At 38.8% G+C, this 20,318-nt stretch carries 15 protein-coding genes, 1 other RNA gene and 1 pseudogene; 3 read left to right on the forward strand and 14 right to left on the reverse strand.

The window, feature by feature from the left end; all coding sequences use genetic code 11:
* Nucleotides 1–2 precede the first annotated feature (2 nt).
* Together LOS73_RS15880 and LOS73_RS15885 are read right to left on the reverse strand one after the other, a co-directional pair.
* Nucleotides 3–1,811, reverse strand: coding sequence for an AAA family ATPase (locus LOS73_RS15880; RefSeq protein ID WP_457933967.1), 1,809 nt, complete (start codon nt 1,809–1,811; stop codon nt 3–5).
* A gap of 13 nt (nt 1,812–1,824) precedes the next feature.
* Nucleotides 1,825–2,130, reverse strand: coding sequence for a helix-turn-helix domain-containing protein (locus LOS73_RS15885; protein WP_457933968.1), 306 nt, complete (start codon nt 2,128–2,130; stop codon nt 1,825–1,827).
* A gap of 300 nt (nt 2,131–2,430) precedes the next feature.
* Here LOS73_RS15885 and LOS73_RS15890 point away from each other — a divergent pair, with 300 nt between their 5' ends.
* Nucleotides 2,431–4,698, forward strand: a complete 2,268-nt coding sequence (locus LOS73_RS15890) for an nSTAND3 domain-containing NTPase (protein WP_457933969.1) — start codon at nt 2,431–2,433, stop codon at nt 4,696–4,698.
* 219 nt (nt 4,699–4,917) lie between these two features.
* On the opposite strand, the gene LOS73_RS15895 is transcribed toward LOS73_RS15890, so the two are convergent.
* The 7 genes and pseudogenes from LOS73_RS15895 to LOS73_RS15925 form a co-directional block, all read right to left on the reverse strand.
* Nucleotides 4,918–5,919, reverse strand: coding sequence for a TniB family NTP-binding protein (locus tag LOS73_RS15895; RefSeq protein WP_457933970.1), 1,002 nt, complete (start codon nt 5,917–5,919; stop codon nt 4,918–4,920).
* A 2-nt stretch (nt 5,920–5,921) separates the two neighbouring features.
* Complete coding sequence (locus tag LOS73_RS15900; RefSeq protein WP_457933971.1) at nt 5,922–6,638, reverse strand: Mu transposase C-terminal domain-containing protein; 717 nt, start codon at nt 6,636–6,638, stop codon at nt 5,922–5,924.
* A gap of 55 nt (nt 6,639–6,693) precedes the next feature.
* Nucleotides 6,694–7,737 (reverse strand): hypothetical protein, encoded by a 1,044-nt coding sequence (locus tag LOS73_RS15905; RefSeq protein WP_457933972.1) that lies wholly within the window; start codon nt 7,735–7,737, stop codon nt 6,694–6,696.
* Complete coding sequence (locus LOS73_RS15910; protein WP_457933973.1) at nt 7,730–7,960, reverse strand: hypothetical protein; 231 nt, start codon at nt 7,958–7,960, stop codon at nt 7,730–7,732. Before LOS73_RS15910 ends, LOS73_RS15905 begins: the two co-directional genes overlap by 8 nt.
* A 105-nt stretch (nt 7,961–8,065) precedes the next feature.
* Nucleotides 8,066–8,224: pseudogene (locus LOS73_RS15915) on the reverse strand (Tn7 transposase TnsA N-terminal domain-containing protein); the annotation flags it as partial.
* Between the two features lie 267 nt (nt 8,225–8,491).
* Nucleotides 8,492–8,588, reverse strand: an RNA gene (gene ffs, locus LOS73_RS15920) — signal recognition particle sRNA small type.
* A 138-nt stretch (nt 8,589–8,726) separates the two neighbouring features.
* Nucleotides 8,727–9,605 carry a DUF3014 domain-containing protein gene (locus tag LOS73_RS15925; RefSeq protein ID WP_457933974.1) on the reverse strand — a complete coding sequence of 293 codons (879 nt, stop codon included), beginning with the start codon at nt 9,603–9,605 and terminating at the stop codon, nt 8,727–8,729.
* A gap of 239 nt (nt 9,606–9,844) precedes the next feature.
* Between LOS73_RS15925 and LOS73_RS15930 the strand changes: the two genes are divergently transcribed.
* Entirely contained in the window at nt 9,845–10,990 is a 1,146-nt protein-coding gene (locus tag LOS73_RS15930) for a patatin-like phospholipase family protein (RefSeq protein WP_457933975.1), read from the forward strand.
* A gap of 15 nt (nt 10,991–11,005) precedes the next feature.
* Here the strand turns inward: LOS73_RS15930 and LOS73_RS15935 are convergent, their stop codons facing one another.
* Nucleotides 11,006–12,979 carry a monovalent cation:proton antiporter-2 (CPA2) family protein gene (locus tag LOS73_RS15935; RefSeq protein WP_457933976.1) on the reverse strand — a complete coding sequence of 658 codons (1,974 nt, stop codon included), beginning with the start codon at nt 12,977–12,979 and terminating at the stop codon, nt 11,006–11,008.
* A gap of 133 nt (nt 12,980–13,112) precedes the next feature.
* Between LOS73_RS15935 and LOS73_RS15940 the strand changes: the two genes are divergently transcribed.
* On the forward strand, nt 13,113–14,009 hold the full coding sequence (locus LOS73_RS15940) for a GGDEF domain-containing protein (RefSeq protein ID WP_007376792.1): 897 nt from the start codon (nt 13,113–13,115) through the stop codon (nt 14,007–14,009).
* Nucleotides 14,010–14,118: 109 nt separating this feature from the next.
* On the opposite strand, the gene LOS73_RS15945 is transcribed toward LOS73_RS15940, so the two are convergent.
* From LOS73_RS15945 to dnaE, 4 genes are all read right to left on the reverse strand, one after another.
* Nucleotides 14,119–14,466: a hypothetical protein gene (locus LOS73_RS15945; protein WP_007376793.1), complete on the reverse strand. Its 348-nt coding sequence runs from the start codon at nt 14,464–14,466 to the stop codon at nt 14,119–14,121.
* Nucleotides 14,466–15,770 carry a tRNA lysidine(34) synthetase TilS gene (gene tilS / locus LOS73_RS15950; RefSeq protein WP_457933977.1) on the reverse strand — a complete coding sequence of 435 codons (1,305 nt, stop codon included), beginning with the start codon at nt 15,768–15,770 and terminating at the stop codon, nt 14,466–14,468. Before tilS ends, LOS73_RS15945 begins: the two co-directional genes overlap by 1 nt.
* A gap of 82 nt (nt 15,771–15,852) precedes the next feature.
* Complete coding sequence (gene accA, locus LOS73_RS15955; RefSeq protein WP_008133897.1) at nt 15,853–16,809, reverse strand: acetyl-CoA carboxylase carboxyl transferase subunit alpha; 957 nt, start codon at nt 16,807–16,809, stop codon at nt 15,853–15,855.
* A 16-nt stretch (nt 16,810–16,825) separates the two neighbouring features.
* Complete coding sequence (gene dnaE / locus LOS73_RS15960) at nt 16,826–20,317, reverse strand: DNA polymerase III subunit alpha (RefSeq protein WP_457933978.1); 3,492 nt, start codon at nt 20,315–20,317, stop codon at nt 16,826–16,828.
* Nucleotide 20,318 lies beyond the last annotated feature (1 nt).

Genomic DNA, 20,318 nt, shown 5'->3' on the forward strand with positions numbered 1-20,318 from the left:
AGTTATTGATTATGTGATTCAATAAAATCCCAGACCGTTTCACATAGCGAAGTTAGCTCTGGCGTTAACTTCCAATCATCAGACTCATTCATTAGTGAAATTGCAGTATGACAAAATTTAACTTTGTCTTTAATTGTACCTGATTTGTCAGAATAGAATTTCCGTTCAAGTCCATCAGCTTTGTCGACATAGCGCTCTAACACTTCACCAATACCATACCTATTAGATTTAAATAGCTCTTCCTTCATATTTTCAAATCTATCGATATTACTATCAGTACTCTGTTTAAAAGTCTCCCATCTAGCTTTAGCTGTATCAATCAAAATATCAAAGGGTATAAAGTTTTCGATTTCCTTATATTCAAGTAAATAAAATGCCTCTTCCAAAGCTTCTCGTAAGCTTTCAACACGCTCACCTTTGCCCTCAATATCTGCATCAGCAATTAATAAGATATTTCTGTTGAGTCTTTTAGCGGGGGTTTCACTACCATTATTTTCAACATCATCACTGAAATCCCAGTGAGTAATATTACTGCCTTGGTATTCTGTGAAAACAAAATGAAGATTTTCATGATAACTTTTTAACTTACTTTTCTTATCTTCATCTTCGAGCTCTTCAATGTATTTATTTAGATAGGCTCGCAAGTATAATTTATCAGTAACGCCTTCCACCCAAATTGAACAATTAGCAAGAAGTACCGACGATGCACGTACACCAAGCTCATTAAGTAACTCACCGTAATCTAATGAGGCTTGTACTTTACTCTCACCATTTACCCTGGAAACTTGTTGAATAGAAATATCGTCACACTCTTGAGCCAAATCTAAAAAATGGTTTGAATGGGTAGTCATAAAAAACATATGTTCTTTATGTTTTGCAAATATTTCAATTAACGTTCTTTGAAGTCCAGCGTGTAAAAAGTGTTCAGGCTCTTCAATAAAAAACATTGTCGATTTTTCAGCCATAAAAACTTTATACGTCAATAATATAATTGATTGAATACCATCGCCTAAATCATAAATAGGCCTGTCTTCATCATCACCTTCTTTGACATGTACAACATCTTTATCAACCATTGGTACTAACGAAATATCCCTGCCAAAAAAGAAGTTTTCAGAAAGATACTGTTCATAGTCGCGAACTTTTTGCCGTTTTCCGTAAGAGCCTAGTAAGTGTTGTGTGAGATCTTTATAAAGGCTGTGACCTGTAAAAACCTCACACTCATCTTTTTTTAATTGAGGAAAGTAATCAGACTTAGTTCGAGACTCAAAAATATCTTCTCCAGCAACATGCCGAAGCCCTCTCAAAGTTGGAATATAAATTTTACTCCAGTGATTGGTCACAGAGTAATCGCTAATATTTTTTAATAACGCTTCAGAGAAATATCCATTTATCATTGAATTAATGACCTCAACAAATCGGCCTTGCTCTCCAGGGGAGGTATAGTTTGAAGCCTTAAACATTGAATAAATTTCTTCTGCTAAATTGTTTAAACCGATAGGTTTATTCTGAATTGATGATAATTGATTAAGCATTTGATCATAATTTAGCGATCTCATTCTTACTAGCAGTTCCCTCGAACGACCTTGATGGAAGTCACTTTCTAGTTTTTCGATTATTCCCTTTATTTCAAAGCCTTCATACTCTAATGCCAATTGCTTTACATTTTCATTAAACAATTTTCTTAATTCGCGACTTTTACCTGAATTATTTGGGCCAATAAAAAATGTTATTTGACGAGTATCCTTTAAGAGCCAAGAATCATCTCCCGTCTTACCTATTTTCCTAATTGAATTAGCATTTACTTCCATGTTTTCTGATCCTTTATAGCTTTGCAGGTTTGAGTGTATTTAATAATTCAATTTGGTCTTCTTTTTTTAACTTACCCAAAACACAAATTAGTTCAGATAGAATATCTTCTTCACAATAAAAGTAAGCTACTGGCACATCTAGCTCTTTAGCAATGCGTTTCATGGTTAAAAAATCAGGGGCATGTTTGCCTTTTTCGTATTGGTTCATGCGAGCACTTGCCGTGTTTGGCTCCATTCCTAATGCCATACCTAGCTGTTGCTGAGTAAGGCCAGCTGCTTTTCTTGCAGATTTTAGGCGTGAAGGTGTTGGAGTTTCCATGTGAACCTTAGCGATAAATTATATTATGCTAAGATTCTCTTAGTATAACGTCCTATTTGGTACTAAGGAATACTTAGTTAAGTTACAAGTTCTCCTTTTTTAAATTTAGAACTAATAGCTACCAATAATAATTTTAGATTGAGCACAACCAGAAAGAAACCATACATATTTGAAAATACAAGTTACATTGCATAGTAGTTTATTCGATTATTTAAACTAATTTTATTTGTAAAATCATAAGGTAGATGTCATAAAGTTAGTTTGCCGCCGTTTTCTCAAAGACTAAGGAAGTATTACCCGATGACAAACCTTGCTAATTTATCACATATTGACTTTGAGGAATTATGCATCGACATCATCCAAAAAGAGACTCAAGAAAGGTTTTCTTCTTTTGGACCAGGAGCTGATGGTGGCATTGATGGCCGGCATTCAAAAGGCGATAATTTAACTATTTTACAATGTAAGCATTACATACGCTCAAACTCTTCTGAACTAATAAGAGCCGCAAGAAAAGAGTTACCAAAAATCCAAAAATTGGGAGCTAATAAATATATTTTCTTAACCTCATACTCATTGACTCCCGCCCTAAGCGATAAGCTTCAGGACTTATTTTCTCCATACATTGAGAATGTTGAAATCTGGGGTACTGAAGATATTCAGAGTTCCCTTAGAAAGCATCCAGATATCCTTAAATCACATATAAAACTATGGCTCACTGATTCTGCAATATTGGACAAGATCCTTCATTCGGGTTTAGAGAATTTTACCGCTATCACTAAAGAAGAAATTATCGAAGAGTCAAAAATCTATGTGATGAACCCAAGCTACCCTGATGCATCCACTATTTTAAACGACAAAAATACCCTCGTTATTTCAGGTCCTCCAGGTGTTGGGAAAACTACCTTAGCAAAAATGGTATGTTACCAATATCTAAAAGATGGCTGGTCCTTTCAAGCAATAAATTCGCTAGAACAAGGATATGCGAGAATTAACGAAACAAAGCCGACAATTTTCTTCTTTGATGACTTTTTAGGCAAAATTGAGCTCAATAGAAAAGCCTTAGTGACCCACGAATCAGCTTTAGCGACTTTTGTCAGGAAAATCCAAAGGTCTAATAACTCAAAGTTTGTTCTGACTACAAGGTCACATATTTACGAGGAAGCAAGAACCTTATCTGACAACATAGACAGCCAGAGGTTTGAACTATCAAAGTTTGTCCTCAATGTAGGGCTCTATACGAGAAAGATAAAATCACATATATTATTCAATCATTTATCTATTTCTGAGATTAGTTCAGAGCATATTTCTAAGCTATTAGAAAATGATTGGCTACGCCAAATTGTCGATCACGAAAACTATAACCCTCGGGTTATTTCTCATATGTCTAGTGAGAACATTGCACTACCTTCACCTCAAAACTACCCACAATCAATTTTGTCAGCCCTTGAAAATCCGAGCTTAATTTGGGAAAAGGCTTTCAACCAGCTACCTGTTAATTGTCGTCACTTGCTGATTACGTTGTTTTTTTGTGATGAGTATTTCGGAACTGAAGTCGAAGATTTAAAAGGTTATTATATACCGCTGCACAGATTGTTATCTGAGCACTATTCCAATCAACAAAGACCAAATGATTTTGAAGAAGCAATTAAGGTTTTGGAGTCAGGGTTTATTTCAATCTCAAATACTAAAATAAGTTTTGTAAATCCGTCAGTTCAAGATTTTTTAAAAGCCCACCTAAAAAACGATGAACTTATATTTCTCGTTTTAAGCAGCGCCACTCGTGTGAGATTTGTGCAGAAGGTATGGCGCCACATTCGCTTTCTCTTTAAGCAGAATCGACTAAACCTAAAAGCTAGTACGTTTAAGTATGAAAGCTTGTTCCCACTGTTTCTTTCTTCACCTGTTTCCTTAGTAGAACAAGAAAATGAGTACACTACCTATAAAAACTATGATCTCTATCTTTCAGATAGAATTAGCCTACTTCTTAATATATTTTTTGACACCTCAGACATAAAGACCATCGAGGCGATCACATCATTATTACTTGCAGACAATCTGGCTCTAGATGTTTCCCGTGACTCTAGAAACCTTCCAGAAATACATGCTGAGATATTGGAAATAGAGGATATCAGTAGCCAACAGAAAATAGCGTTACTTACCTTGATTGAGAACAAAATATGCCATTTATTGAGTTTAAACATGGACATAGAGGATCTCGTATCTACTATCGAGTATTTATATGAATTCATGCCCGAGTCTTTCACCAGTAAAGTCCAAGTAACCATTAATGGTTTAATTTCTGATGAAATACTAAACGTAAAAAACGGCAATGCATATCTGGAAGATCTGTACGATGTAGATCTATACCTTGAAAGCTTCAAAAAAATAACTGATATAACAAAATACAGTACAGATGACGTCATCACGCTTTTAGACTCAATGGCCTCAGAAATTGAAGAAGCGGAAAGTACAACTAAGAAGCCATCGGATGTCCAAAACTCAGATCACATGCTCAAAAACTATTCTGACGCTGAAATGAAAAATTTGTTTAATAGTCTTATAAAATAAGGAACTTAATAGCCCCTTGTTTTACTTCCGATTATAAATAAAGCTCATCATGACACTTGTTATATTACGCACATCTGCAATGCTCATTACCATCAGTTCATGCATTGGCGTGTACCGCTACAAGGCATATGTGTAGAACAATTTATTCCTGATATTCTTTATACGAATAATTCGATAATTAAAAAACTATTTACATATACCGTGATTTCATAATTGCCTTCACTTCCTCAACAACTGACTAATAGGCATCCGGTCTGTAAACCTAGTCGCTATAAACGGATCTTCATCTTGGGCGCTTTCAGGTTTGTATAGTGAATAGTACTCGACTTCACTTGCTGCGATTTCTGCGACTGGCAAGGTAAATAAATTTGGAATATTAGGAAAGAGTACATCAAATGCTTTGACTAAATGCTTGGTTGTGAGGGTTTTCGAATGTTCCATTAATGCATAAAGTACGGCATCATCTAAAAAGTATTTGAGCGTTCTAAAGCAGCCTTTTGATAATGAGAACAAAGCAAAAACTGTAGCTTGTTCACTTAGGTTTGGCTTTTCGGTGAATGGCATACGGTTGGCTAGGCCAATTATTAACTGCACAAAATGCTTTGGGTTTTCTGATAATTTAAAATAAGGCACCTGCCGTCTTACCAATAAACGCGATGACCATTGAGGTTCGTCTGCTATTTTTTCTGTCCACGGCATACCAACTAATACTATCGATACCCCCGCTTCGTCGTTAATATATTTTAATCGGTTGGCAATCTCGCGGCGTTTTTTACCTTGGTTGTGCTCAATTAGCTCTTGAAACTCATCAATAATTATAAGCTCTGTGCCACACGTTTTTAGGCATTTTATTAGTGATGTCGTTAACCGAGTACCATTTACTCGCAGTTTCCGCTCTGTGCTACCCGCTTGCCCTAAGTCTTTAAGAAGTTCGGCTAAAGTAGATTCTAGTGTAGGGTTACTAGGTATGCGGCTTACTAATACAGGGTGATTCATCACTCCATTAATAAATTGCGGTAAGTGACGTTCTTTATACTGTTTTATTAGTGCTGTTTTACCTGTGCCTGTATCGCCACTTAACAGCATGCAAGGCTTTTCACCTGTTAACCCTTTACCAAGTCTTAATCTATCAAAGTCGTTAAATACCGTGGTTATTATTGGGTATTCAATAAATACATCGCGAAATTCATTTAGCTTTTCTTTTTGTTTGTCGGTCAGCATAATTAAAATCCATCTAAGTCTGAAATAAAGTCATCCCAGCTATCTGTTGGTTGCTCTTTAGGTGTAACCTTTTTGTGTTCTACTGGCTCGCTCTGAGCTATTGATTTCTGCGAGTCGCTACTAACATTTTGATGCTTAGCTAATGCTTTACCGCCTTTTACTTTTGAGTGTTTTGGCGCATTTTTTAACTCTTCAAACTCGTTTTGAATTTTATTATGAATAAACATACGCGCTTTTGCTAAGCCTACATTATCGATAGAGCCCGAAATAAAATCGCGATGAATACGTATATTTATTTTATGCTGATTTAAACTTAAATTTTGGGTGTAACCGTTTGGATCTATGCATGGCACTTTTATGTAATGCTCTAGCTTATCGAGGTAAACGTATATATAAGAAATATCATCGGGGTTTAATTTAATTAAAACTTCTTGAGATACTTTGTGGCTAAACTGCTTTCTATAGTTCGCCAGTTCAGTACTGTCGTAGCTTAAGTTTTCTAGCCGTATCCCACCTTTACGAAGCACCCGATGATTTGAAATACTGAGCACAACATCCAATTGTTGCAGATCATCATTACTCAGCACTGTTGGTGGTAACGTATTAAAGCCTTGATCCCATAATTGGCTAGGTATGTACTTAAATCGGCTGTCGGCATCTTGGTGGTAAACGTCTACTACCCATTTATGAAATAACTGCATAAAGGTCGTAAAGCGCATGATTGCATCTTTTTTGGGATTGTATTCATGCTTTTGTAAAATGTTAGAAAAGGTTTTACCAGGAACAGGATCTAGTATTAATTGTGCCGAACATACGTTCTACAAACGGTTTTAACCACGGCTTTGCAACAGGGTTATATTGAGTATTAATGCCTATTTCTTCACAAGCTAGTTCAAGGCTGTTACTCCAAAATTCAGCGCCATTATCAACTACGAGTGTTTCAATTTTACCTGCACACTTCCACTCATTAATCGTATCTGGGTATAGTTTTGCCACTTCATTTTTAGGTTTCATCGCATTTAGCATTGCTCGCCTTACTGCATCATAGCTAGGCTCACTGAAACTAAAGTAATAGCCAACAATACAATGGCTATACACATCTACTAACATGGTGAGTGTTGGCCTACCAAGTGGGATGTGCAGCTCATCATCTAATAGAATAAGATCAAGTGGTGTATGGTCAATCTCAACTTTTTCGAGTACTCGGGTAGGCCGTGTATGCCCTTCTACTTTATTAAAAGCAATATCAGCAAGGCGCTTACCATAACGAGCAATCATTACTTCGTATTGTGGTAAGTTATCTATTCTGTTTTTAAACGCTTTGTATGTTAAAGGCTTTAAATCAATACCTACAACATTATCATTTTCGATAGTCACTAAGTCTTTATAAAACTTGTAAGCCGTAGACACAAAAGGCTTTTCTTTTACTAAGTAACGCTCAAGCGCTTTTTCAAAAAACTTATCGGTGGCTGTATCACGCTCCCTGTTCCCTTTTTTTTGGTGGCTTGGTATTAGCGCCATTATATTTTTATCCGCATTGGTATAAACGCTATACCATCGTGCGGCGGTTCTCCAACTGGGCTTTTTTTCACCCTCAGCTTCTGGCATTAGTTTTAATAAAGGCTCAAGGTTTTTTTGTGTCCAACCGCCTTGAATATTAGCCTCAAGCCATTGAATATATTTAAGCTTAGCAAACGTTGTGGTTTTTATTTTTTCAGGTAGGGCTTGTAAGTCTTTGGCGTAATTTTGAGGTAGTTTGGCTGCTACTTTTGTTAATGGCTGGTTAAATTCATCTTCAAACAAACCATCATTAAACATTGTTAGACCAAATTGCTGTTTCTATTGATATTTCATTTGTAGTTAAGTCGGCAAATAACTGCCCTAGTGATAATAAGCGTAGCACAGTAGCAAGTAGCTCACCGGCAGTTACTTTTAAAAAGTTAACTAACTGGCCCACTTTAATAGAGCCGTATTGCTTAACAAGCTTTAGCACCGATGCTTGCAGCTCTGTTAAAGACTGAAAACCAGAGTAGCGATGCAAAAGCTTTAAGTTATTGAGTGTTGGGTATACACGGATTTGCTTATCAGTAACCAGTATTAAATCGCGCCCACCTTGCTTAGCGATGGCTTGCTTTTCAATAAAACGTGCACGAAAGTCTTCGTCAGCAATTTCGCTTTGCGGTTTTACTTCAATAAATTTTTGTGTACCGTCTGTGTGGGTAAGTAAAAAGTCAGGCGTGTAAGGGCAAATACGGTTATCGAACTCATATTCGTAACCTAGTGGTTGTGCTTCAAATACGGCTATTGATGGTGAGAATTCAAAATGGAAACAAGCATCAAACTCTAAAGAGGATTGAACTAAACAGGTAGATTTATTTTTTGACTAGCAAATTTATGATTGTGATTAATTGGAGATTTTTTGATTTTTTTTACGTACATGTGAGTTAACCATTTAACCATTTGGTTAAATACTAGACTATGCCACCTTATGCTTCCAATTTATGTCATCTTTTAGTAAAAATATGTCAACTTATACTTCAAACAACACCCAAATGAGGAATTTGGGTGGCAGTCTTACCAGCCACATCTCGGCACACACATCACAAACTGTGGCTGCTCCCTTCCGGGCCTGACCAGGTTCGCCTGCTAGTGTTGCGAGAGGACCAATAAGACTACCATTGAGGGCCTTGGTTGGCGCGGGGGGATTATCTCTACTTTTGCTCTGTTATTCAAGGGATAATCTAAAAAGAAAGTGCGATTGCATACTTCATATACAATCGCGATGCATTTAGCTGTTTTAATGCGTATTAATTGCTCTCTAACTGAGTTTTAATATTACGTAATGCTGCTTTTACTTTTTTCATGTTCTCAGGGCCCATGCGTAAAAGTTGTTTTTGTGCGGCTGGTAATTGCTCCCACTCTGAAAATGCGTATTGATATGTTACTGAATTACGAAGTAATGGTAAGTCGCCCTCAGGTTCTGGCGTATCAAGTAATAAATCAATTGCATCGGTTAGGGTTTGATTAAACTCATCATCGCCGTAACCTATTTCAGTGTATGCACTATTAATAAGCGGTTTATATTCTTCGTACATACGCACTGCTTGAGCGGCACTCATACTGGTGAATACTTTTACATACGGTGTATAACGCTCATAGCTATTAGGATCAATCGTTAAAATATCTCCTTCTGTTACGCTAAAACTCTCTTCTGGCTTAATAACAGGTGTATGCTTTTTGGCGATTTTGCCTTGGGCAATGTTATCTATAAATACAACACCACGGCGAATCACATCGTCGGTTACCATTAAGCTCATCACAGAATCACTCAAGTACTCATCCATTTTAGCAACAACCACCGTGTCACTTTCGTCAAGCGTCACTAATGGTTCTACTTTTGGGGCCGGCTCAACAGCGCGTTGTGTTGGCACTTCAAGTTCTTCAGGTTCCTCTGGTTTTACTGCAGAAGGAGTATCAATAATAGGAGCAATTTCTGGTTTAAGCTCCATTATTGGCTGCTCTTTAGCTGGCGGTTCTACCTCTGTGCGTGTTACTTTTTCATCACTTGGTTTAAGTAATACGAAAGCAGCCGCGCATGCTACGACTATTAAAATAATAACGGCAAAAAGAAGATTGTTATTAGGTGGACGTTTTTGAACATCTGACACTTCTGGTTTATCTGACATACGAACTCCATAAAAAATTAAAATGCGATATCACTTAGAATACGCTAAGTGGATTAAATTCATTCTGACACACATACTATGACATTTAATAACACGGCAATAATAGCTCAAAGGTTAAGCGCTAAATTGCAAAGTTAAATAAGGTAATGAGTATAAGGGCAGTTATCCTTTGATTCTTCTAGCTTAAAGACTTACAGTGAATAAATAAAGCAAAGACGTAGAACAGTTTAACCACCAATATGAAAATCAAGCAAGTTGATCCCAAAAAACCTAAAATAGCCTTGTTACTTACAGGTGGTGGCGCACGTGCTGCTTACCAAGTGGGCGTACTAAAAGCACTCGCTCATAGCATGCCGCGTACAGCTCCATTACCATTTAGGGTAATAAATGGCACCTCAGCTGGGGCAATTAATTCTGCAGCGTTAGCATGTTACGCCTCGTGTGCGCATTTGGCTGTACGAAAGCTCGAATCTGTTTGGAAAAACTTTTCAACCTCTATGGTGTATAAAAGCGACTTTTTAAGTGTGTTTGGTCATATTGCGCGTAATATTTTAACGAGCTTTCAGTCAGAGCATATTAATCACCCGCCTGCGAGCTTGCTAAATAATCGCCCTCTGCGTAGTTTATTAAACGAAATTTTAGATTTACACCGCATTGAACGCAATTTACATCGTAATTATTTAGATGCGCTGTCTATTACGGCCTCAAGTTATACAACGGGTGACTCGGTTGCATTTTTTCAATCTAATACGCAAACATCTTGGCAGCGTGCTAAACGCGAGGGTCGTGCTACGCGCATTAATGTTGAGCATTTAATGGCGTCGAGTGCCATTCCGATGGTATTTCCTAGCGTAAATATTTATAACCATTACTTTGGTGATGGCTCTATACATCAGCTTTCTCCGCTTAGTCCGTCGATTCATTTAGGCGCTGAAAAAATATTTATTATTGGGGTCGACCAACCCAAAGAATTACACCCACCGGGTTACTCGCCACATTATCCGGGTCTATCTGCTGTTGCAGGGCATTTACTCGACAGTGTATTTACCGACACTATGCAATCGGATTTAGAACGTTTGGACCGTATTAACCGAACCCTAGGGCTATTACCTGCACGCGATAAACATCAAGAGCTTAAACAAATTGATACGTTTGTAATTAACCCTTCGCAAAATTTTAATGCCATTGCAGCGCAGTATTACAACGATATGCCATGGGCTATTAAAGTATTGCTTCGTACCATAGGTGTAAAAAAGCATTCGCAATCGAGCTTAACCAGTTATCTATTGTTTGAAAAACGCTACACCCAGCATTTAATGCAAATTGGCTATGAAGACGGTATGAGAAAATTACCGGAGATACGCAAGTTTTTAGAACTAGATTAAGCCCAAACAGAAACGTTATTCTATTCCGTCGAGCAGGTAGTGCTCTACTCGCTCAACGCGCCTTGGTTTTCCTTGCAGTACTAATATATCGTTAGCCAGTAATAAGGTTTGATCCGATGGAGCGTCTATTTCGCGATCTTGCCTGCGTAACGCTTTTATAAACACTCTTCGTTTTGTTAAATTAAGCTCACTAATACTTTTATTTACAGCAAACGCTTTATCGGGCAAAGCTATAACATGCAGGTATTCTAATCTATCGCTATTATTTTCATCGCTATCAATGTGCTCACCGGAAAAAAAGCTTTGCAAAAATTTATAGCGATTACGGCGCTCTTTACTTACACGCCTAACAATTCGGCTCATGGGTACACCCGACATAGATAAAACATGCGACACTAACATTAAACTTGCTTCTAAAGTTTCGGGCACAACTTCGGTTACCCCCAATTCTTTTAACTTTTCGAGCTGACTGTCATCTCGCGTGCGTATAAGTATTTTAACTTCGGGCGCTATTTGCTTTATAGCGTCTATTACTATTTGTGTTTGCTCAAATTCAGTAAAGGTAATAATGACTAAGCGTGCACGCTCTACCCCTGCACATTTTAAAATGTCTTTTTGTTTAACGTGTCCAAATATTACGGGTTCTCCAGCGGCTTTACCTTCTTGAACGAGTATTGGGTTACTCTCAATAGCGACATATTCTATTGCCTCAGGCTTTAAAAACCGCGCAATGGTTTGCCCAACTCTTGAAAAGCCACAAATAACAACATGATTACTATAAAGCGCGCTACTTTTAGGTTCATTTTCCCATCCCATACTTGCGCGTTTTAATACGCCTAAACGTTTTAAAATAAGCGGTGTTTTATCAATTAAAAATGGTGTAAAGGCCATTGAAAGTACACCCAATGCAATTAAAAATGAGGTTTGATCACTCGTTAATAATTGCTGTTGTCCACTTAAGGCAATAAGTACAAAACCAAACTCCCCCATTTGCCAAAGCATAATTGCACAAGCCAATGCATCTTGTCTTCGCTCACCCATAAGCTGCGCGCTTATTGCAACAACGGTTATTTTTAAAATTAATAAGCCAAGTAACGCACCAATTATAAATAAGCCATTACTAAACACATATAATAAATCAAGCTGCATGCCGACAGTTACAAAAAAAAGGCCCATTAAAATATCGCGAAAGGGCCTTATATCAGCCTCTAGTTGGTGTCTGTAATGACTCTCGCCCAACATCATACCGGCTAAAAAAGCGCCAAGAGCCATTGATAGACCAAACATATATGTTAGCAACGCGGCAAATAACGCAACCAGTAATGTTGTAAGCACAAATAACTCATCGGTGCGTACTAGCGCTATTTCGTTAAATACTTTAGGCAGTATCCATTTGCCTATAGCCCATAACAATAAACAAACAAATGCGCCTTTAGTTAATGCAAAAGCAAGCGCCCAACTAATGCTTTGTGAATCGCTAGATGCTAATAAAGGAAGGATAATAAGCAAGGGAACAACCGCTATATCTTGAAATAACAATACACCAACGGCTAGTTGTCCACGACGCTGGTTTAGCTCGCCGGTTTCTTTTAATAACTTAACCACCACGGCAGTGGATGAAAGCGCCATAATGATACTAATAGCAAAGCTAGTTAATAAGCTGAAATTTAAGCAATATAAAACAACAATAAGTATCAGGCTGGTCACAACTACTTGTAGTGACCCAAGGCCAAACACAATATTGCGCATTGCCATTAAACGTGAAATAGAAAACTCTAACCCTAAGCTAAATAACAAAAATACAATACCAAGCTCTGCCACAAAGTCGATTTCATGCGTGTGTGCCACCCAACCAATACCATGGCTGCCAGCTAAAACCCCTGTTGCTAGATACGCCAAAATAGGCGGCAATCCAATGCGCTTAAAAAACCATACAAAAAGTACTGCAACAACTAATAAGCCAAAAAATTGAACATTAATACTCTGCAAACTGAACCTCACGCTTAAATTAAACCAAGGGACTTACATTAAATATAGCAACCATCTGTTTTTCGGCCAGTTTTAAAATATGGCATAAAAATAGCTTAGTAATTGTAAAGCAACACCCTCGGGGGAGATTTTAATGGAAAACGTCCATATTTTGACACAACGTGTATCAGGTCGCGGTGATTTTTTGCCGTTCTCGGCAGAACACACACGTGTAGATGAAACAACTGAAACACACGAACTTGTTACTGAACTACAAACTAGTTTAGTTATTGAAGATGTTTTAGCTATGTATGCTAAGTTCGCAAAACAATTGCTAAACTTTTCGGGTATACAGTTTCAATCGACGCTTGGCACAGCGCAAACATCAGATAGTGATACAAACAATACACCCTATATTTTTGACTTAACAATAGCAGCAGAACACTTAGGACAACTAATTTACTTTAGTAAATATCCTCTTAGTGCTGTAATTGAAAAAAAATTACGCGTTTTACATACCGCGTTAATTTACCCACTTCGAAATGCGATGATGTATAGCCGAGTATTAAAACTTGCGACAAAAGATACCTTAACGGGATTAAACAACCGCAGTCAATTTAATGATATTTTGTCGCAAAAACTCGAAAATTGTCGCCGCTACCAACGTCCTTTTAGCTTAATGCTGCTCGACTTAGATAACTTTAAACAAGTTAACGATAACTTTGGTCACAAAGTGGGCGACGATACATTGAAAGAATTCGCTAAAGTTTTATGTAGCAGTATTCGTGGTACAGACTCAGTATTTAGGTTTGGCGGCGATGAGTTCTCAATTTTAATCGAAGACCCTGAGTTTACAACTAACAAAGTAGTTGCTGAACGGATCATGCGCCTTGTTAGAGAATCAAGTTTAATGTCGCAATATGGCGTAACAACCAGCATAGGTTTTACCTTAGCAAGCAGTCAAGATTGTGATAATGAGATATTTGCTCGCGCAGATAAAGGGCTGTATAAAGCAAAGGCCTCGGGCAGAAACTGTGCTAAAGCATATTAAAATTTAAAAATACATTTAAAATAAAAGAGTCTAACTTCCCCCGTTAGGCTTTTTTATTTTGCTGTATTGTCCTGTTTAAAACTCAGGACAACACACTAAAAAGCATGACTTAACGCTCTGACTTTATTGGTAAAAATTTATATATAACAAGTACTAAGCAAAAACCAAAAAAGAAACCACTCACTAAGTTAAGTAATGCAGCACTCTTTGCAATTGGCGTGAATAAAACTAAAATTAACGGCGTACTCACTCCTAAAACAAAAAACAGCCCACCTTTACCTAACCAATAAGCCAGTAATAATGCACCACATAATATTCCACCAGCAATAGCGTGACCCAAAGTAATTAGGTTAAGCGAAAACAAGGCATTAGCTAATACCGCAACGATAGCTGTAACTAACATCCCCAGTGGTGCTTTGTTTACTAGTGATAAGCCTACATGTGGTTGTTCTGTCATTATTTACACTCCCAAAAAATACCTGTTTCGTCAAGATGATTGGCACTCATAAAGTAGCCAACCACTTGAACCAATTCGTCATTATAAAAAATTAATGGCACATTAGCACGTAACCAAGGGGCTACTTTTGCATCTTTAAACCAATGTTTTAATGTATTACCACCTGGTTTTTTTTCCGGTTTGATCCGCGCATTGTTACAGTTAAAACGCACAGTAACTTGTTCATGCTTAAACGGCGGTCGAATACCCTTGCCATTTTTTTTTATTAGCAAACGGTCATCATTAAATTTAAGCTCATCACTTACAAGCATTTGATCTTGTAATATTTGATATGGATTCACAAAATACAAATAGCCTTGATGGCGACGTACTTGCCCACCAGCCAAATCAATAAGCATTTGCGAATCGCTCTTAGCGCATATAGCTTGATTAATAATTTGCTCAAGTTGTTTTTGCGATGGCATAATTTGTGTAAATAATGCAAGCCACGCACGCACTATATTTGCAATGCGCGTAGTGCTGTATTCGCTTATTTTATTAATACACAATGCTTGATGCTGGTTAATACACTTATTTAAATCAAGCTGAGTATATTCATCAAGTAATGTTTGTTGTTGCTGCAGTAGCTCAATACTTCGCGCTGTACATTGCTCAAACCCATTAAAGCGTTCGGCTAATAATGGAATAACTTTGGAACGTAAAAAGTTTCGATCAAAGCGCTCATCTGTATTAGAGTCATCAGTGATATGCTTAATATTAAACTGCGCCGCAAAGGCTTCTATATCACTTCGCTTTACATTCAATAACGGCCTGAAACACACACGCCCACTTTGTAGAAAACGCGCTTGGTGCATGGCGCCAAGCCCTTTTAAACCCGAACCACGCTTTAAGCGCAGTAAAAACGTTTCTACTTGGTCGTTTAAATGTTGGCCTAGTAAAATAATGCTGCCTTGTGGGCTTAGTCCATCAAGTGCTTTATAACGGGCGTCGCGCGCTTGGGCTTCAAGGCTCGTGCGCGACTGCTGCTCAATTACCACTTTCGCAGCTTCAAAAGGCACATTGAGCTCAACACATACGTTTTTGCAAAAGCGTTGCCAGTCATCAGCATACTGGCTTAAACCATGGTGAACATAAATAGCCGATACATCAATTACAGGGTTATCTTCTTTTAACGCACGCATTAAATGCAGTAACACCACAGAATCAACGCCACCAGATAACGCAACTGTAAAAACAGTCTTACCTTGCTCAATATAGCTACTTAGTGATTTTTTTAATTGTTGATAAATTACTGATGTATACATATGGGCGCACTTCAATATAAAAACTCTGAGTATTTTAAAGTAAAAAAGCCGCATAAGCGGCTTTTTTTAACATTTAATGTGCTTAGCAATAGCCAAACGACATTAAACGCTTGTAACGCTGATCAAGCATTTCTTCAAGCGTAAGAGCTTGTAGGTCAGCTAAATCTCGTTTTAGGCGCACTTTTAAGTTACGTGCCATAGCATCGTAATTACGGTGCGCACCACCTAGTGGCTCATCAACTAAGTTGCTGATTAAATCTAGTTCTTTAACGCGCTCTGCGGTTACACCCATTGCTTCTGCTGCAAGGGGTGCTTTGTCGGCGCTTTTCCAAAGAATAGACGCACAACCTTCAGGCGAAATTACAGAATAAGTACTGTACTGCAACATATTAACTCTGTCGCCAACACCAATCGCTAATGCACCGCCTGAACCACCTTCACCAATAACTGTACATATTGTCGGCACTTTAAGTGTCGCCATTACTTTTAAGTTACGTGCGATTGCTTCAGATTGGCCACGCTCTTCAGCGCCTACACCTGGGTATGCACCCGGCGTGTCGATAAAGGTCATGATTGGCATTTTAAAACGCTCAGCCATTTCCATTAAGCGTAATGCTTTACGGTAACCTTCTGGCTTTGGCATACCAAAGTTGCGTTTAATTTTTTCAGCAGTGTCGCGGCCTTTTTGTTGGCCAATAACCATTACTGGTTCGCCATCTAAACGCGCTATACCACCTAAAATAGCCGGATCGTTAGCAAAAGTTCGATCGCCAGCAAACTCGTCAAATTCCGTGAAAATACGCTCGATATAATCTCGAGTATAAGGACGCAACGGGTGACGTGCCAACTGTGATACTTGCCAAGCGCCAAGTTCAGAGAATATCTTCCCTTTTAACTGGTCGCTTTTCTCTTTTAATTTGCTGACTTCCTCTTCTAATCCAAGGTCTAATTCGCCAGCGCGGCTTACATTTTGTAATTCTTCAATTTTCGCTTCTAATTCTGCAATCGGAAGCTCAAAATCAAGATAATTGAGGCTCATGCTCTAAACTACCTAATTAGTTAAATTCCAGTTCTACATCTTGCGCCGCCATTAGCGATAACTTATGAATTAAGTCATCACTTGGCGTAACACACCATTCGATCCCAAGAGTTAATTGTGCCAACGCATCTGGACGTTGGTAATAAACCTTGATCGGACACGTTCCCATTTTGTAGGGTTCGAGTACTTTTTGTAATTTATCGAAGAAACCAGCCTCGATTTGCACCATGTTCAGCGTCATTTTAATCGCTTTAATACGCTTTTCACGCGCCTGAGCAATGGTGCTTATTTCTCTGGCGGTCATTGTAATACCACCAGAGAAGTTATCAAAGCTGACCTGTCCAGATATTACCAAGATATTATTAACTTGGAGCATATCTTGGTACTTTTCAAACTCGTCTGAATACAAGCGTACATCAATGCGTGCACTCTTGTCATCTAAAGTTACTAAGGCCCAACGATTTCCTTTTTTATTAATTAACACCCTAGAAGCAATCACTAAACCAGCCGCTGTGGCAAACACATCGCGATTAGTAGGCTGTAAATCAACTATTTTCCCACTGGTGTAATGCTTAAGTTCACGGCGGTATTGATTTATCGGATGCCCTGTTAAATAAAGGCCTAGGGTCTCTTTTTCACCATCCAACCATTCGTTATCAGTGAGGCCTATGGCTTTAATAAAAGCTTGTTCAACTTCATCAGGCTCAGTGGCTAATAAACCAAACAAGTCACTTTGCCCTAATAGCTCAGCTTTGTTGTGTTGGTCGGCCGCACGCATTGCACTTTTTAAACTAGCCAATAACGTAGCACGTCCAGGTTGCGTTTTTTCAGGCCCAAGCTTATCAAGTGCGCCTGAGTAAATTAATTTTTCGGTCACACGCTTATTTAAGCGTTTTAAGTCAACGCGGGCACAAAAATCAAATAAATCTTTAAATGGGCCGCCTTTTGCACGCGCTTCTAGGATTGCATCAACCGGTGCTTCACCCACGCCTTTTATTGCGCCAATGCCGTAAACAATTTCACCTTCAAGGTTTACTGTAAACTTAAACTCACCTGCATTTACGTCTGGCGGTAATAAGGTGAGTTTCATGTTTTCACATTCATCCACCAAAATAACTATTTTGTCGGTGTTATCCATATCGGCCGACATTACCGCAGCCATAAACTCTGCCGGATGATGGGTTTTCATCCACAATGTTTGATACGAAACCAGTGCGTAAGCTGCCGAGTGAGATTTATTAAATCCGTAACCTGCGAACTTTTCTACCAAGTCGAAGATTTTTATCGCAAGCTCGCCGTCAATGCCGTTATTTCTTGCGCCATCTTCAAATGTTGAACGCTGCTTTGCCATTTCTTCGGGTTTTTTCTTACCCATTGCACGGCGCAGCATATCGGCGCCACCTAGCGTGTAACCTGCTAGTACTTGCGCAATTTGCATTACTTGTTCTTGATACAAAATAATGCCGTAGGTTGGATCAAGTATTGGTTTTAAGCTTTCGTGCTGATATTGCGCATCTGGGTATGAGATTTCTTCTCGGCCCAGTTTTCGGTCGATAAAGTTATCTACCATGCCTGATTGCAGCGGACCTGGTCGGAACAAGGCCACAAGTGCAATCATATCTTCAAAGCAATCGGGCTTAAGGCGGCGTACTAAGTCTTTCATACCACGCGACTCTAGCTGGAATACAGCAGTCGTTTCGGCGCGAAGTAGTAGCTCAATACTTTTTTTATCATCCAGTGGAATAGTGTTTATATCGACAGGGTCTTTACCTTGGCGCTTCATGCGCACGTTGGTCATATCGACCGCCCACTGCAAAATAGTCAGTGTACGTAAACCCAAGAAGTCGAACTTAACTAAGCCTGCAGTTTCTACGTCATTTTTATCAAACTGTGTGACCGGAAACTTACCTTCGTCATCGCAATAAAGCGCGGCAAAGTCGGTAATAGTGGTTGGCGATATTACTACGCCACCCGCATGCTTACCGGCGTTACGTGTACACCCTTCGAGGATACGACACATATCGATTAAGTCTTTTACTTCGTTGTCGCCATCGTAGGCTTCTTGCAAGCGAGGCTCTATATCAAACGCTTTAGCAAGTGTCATCCCAGGGTCCCCTGGAATCATTTTTGAGATACGATCAACGAATCCATAAGGATGCCCAAGCACTCGCCCTACATCGCGTATTACCGCTTTTGCAGCCATAGTACCAAAGGTAATAATTTGCGATACCGCATCTCGACCATACAAAGCCGACACGTGATCAATTACTTCGTCTCGTCTATCCATACAAAAATCGACGTCGAAATCGGGCATTGATACACGTTCAGGGTTTAAGAATCGCTCAAAGAGTAAGTCAAACTCAAGTGGATCAAGGTCAGTAATTTTAAGCGCGTACGCAACTAACGAACCCGCACCTGAACCACGACCAGGTCCAACTGGAATATTATTATCTTTACTCCACTGAATAAACTCCATTACGATTAAGAAGTAACCTGGGAATCCCATTTGGTTAATTACGCCAAGCTCTATATCAAGCCGCTCATCGTATTCAACGCGTTTTACTTTTCGCTCTTCTTCATCGGGGAATAAAAACTGTAGACGTTCTTCAAGGCCGTCTTCTGACACTTTAACTAAAAAGTCTTCAATTTTAAGCGAGCCGGTTGGGTAATCAGGTAAAAAGTAAGTCCCTAATTGCACAGTTACATTACAACGCTTAGCGATTTCTACGGTATTTTGTAGGGCTTCTGGAATATCGCTAAACAACTCAGCCATTTGCTCTGGTGTTTTTAGGTATTGTTCTTCAGAGAATCGTTTAGGCCTGCGTTTATCATCAAGAGTGTAACCGTCAAAAATAGCAACTCGAATTTCGTGCGCTTCAAAGTTTTCAGGTTTTAAAAATACCACTTCGTTGGTGGCTACAACAGGTAACTGCTCTTTAGCTGCAAGCTCTACCGCCATGTGTAAGTAATCTTCTTCAAGCGGGCGATTGGTGCGAACAAGCTCAAGGTAGTAGTTATCGCTAAAATGCTGCTTATAAAAACTAACAACCGATTCAATTACACTCGGATTATTTTTTAATAACGCCTTACCTAAATCACCGTCTTTAGCACCCGAGAGAATAATTAAGCCTGCTTTTAGCTCAACTAACCATTCGCGGTCAATCACTGGGCGATGAAATACATGCCCACGTTGATACGCTTTAGATATTAATAAGGTAATGTTTTTATAGCCGTCGTTGTCTTTGGCTAATATGGTTAAACGGCTTGGCTCGTCAGGAAATTCTGGGCTACGAACCCAAAAATCAGCACCCACTATAGGTTTAATACCGGCATTATGTGTTGCGCCATAAAAGCGCACTAAACCACAAAAGTTCATTTGATCGGTAATCGCAATCGCGGGCATTTGCAGCTCTTGCGCTTTTGCGACTATTGGCTTTGTTTTAGCAAGGCCGTCAACCATCGAAAAATCTGAATGAACTCTTAAATGAACAAAATCAGGAGCAGCCATG

Source organism: Pseudoalteromonas sp. SCSIO 43210 (assembly GCF_054133285.1).

Bases quoted from the DNA above. Each gene is read 5' to 3' on its own strand.
- LOS73_RS15880 (WP_457933967.1), bottom strand. From the start codon at position 1,811: ATGGAAGTAAATGCTAATTCAATTAGGAAAATAGGTAAGACGGGAGAT.
- LOS73_RS15885 (WP_457933968.1), bottom strand. From the start codon at position 2,130: ATGGAAACTCCAACACCTTCACGCCTAAAATCTGCAAGAAAAGCAGCT.
- LOS73_RS15890 (WP_457933969.1), top strand. From the start codon at position 2,431: ATGACAAACCTTGCTAATTTATCACATATTGACTTTGAGGAATTATGC.
- LOS73_RS15895 (WP_457933970.1), bottom strand. From the start codon at position 5,919: ATGCTGACCGACAAACAAAAAGAAAAGCTAAATGAATTTCGCGATGTA.
- LOS73_RS15900 (WP_457933971.1), bottom strand. From the start codon at position 6,638: ATGCGCTTTACGACCTTTATGCAGTTATTTCATAAATGGGTAGTAGAC.
- LOS73_RS15905 (WP_457933972.1), bottom strand. From the start codon at position 7,737: ATGTTTAATGATGGTTTGTTTGAAGATGAATTTAACCAGCCATTAACA.
- LOS73_RS15925 (WP_457933974.1), bottom strand. From the start codon at position 9,605: ATGTCAGATAAACCAGAAGTGTCAGATGTTCAAAAACGTCCACCTAAT.
- LOS73_RS15930 (WP_457933975.1), top strand. From the start codon at position 9,845: ATGAAAATCAAGCAAGTTGATCCCAAAAAACCTAAAATAGCCTTGTTA.
- LOS73_RS15940 (WP_007376792.1), top strand. From the start codon at position 13,113: ATGGAAAACGTCCATATTTTGACACAACGTGTATCAGGTCGCGGTGAT.
- LOS73_RS15945 (WP_007376793.1), bottom strand. From the start codon at position 14,466: ATGACAGAACAACCACATGTAGGCTTATCACTAGTAAACAAAGCACCA.
- tilS (WP_457933977.1), bottom strand. From the start codon at position 15,770: ATGTATACATCAGTAATTTATCAACAATTAAAAAAATCACTAAGTAGC.
- accA (WP_008133897.1), bottom strand. From the start codon at position 16,809: ATGAGCCTCAATTATCTTGATTTTGAGCTTCCGATTGCAGAATTAGAA.
- dnaE (WP_457933978.1), bottom strand. From the start codon at position 20,317: ATGGCTGCTCCTGATTTTGTTCATTTAAGAGTTCATTCAGATTTTTCG.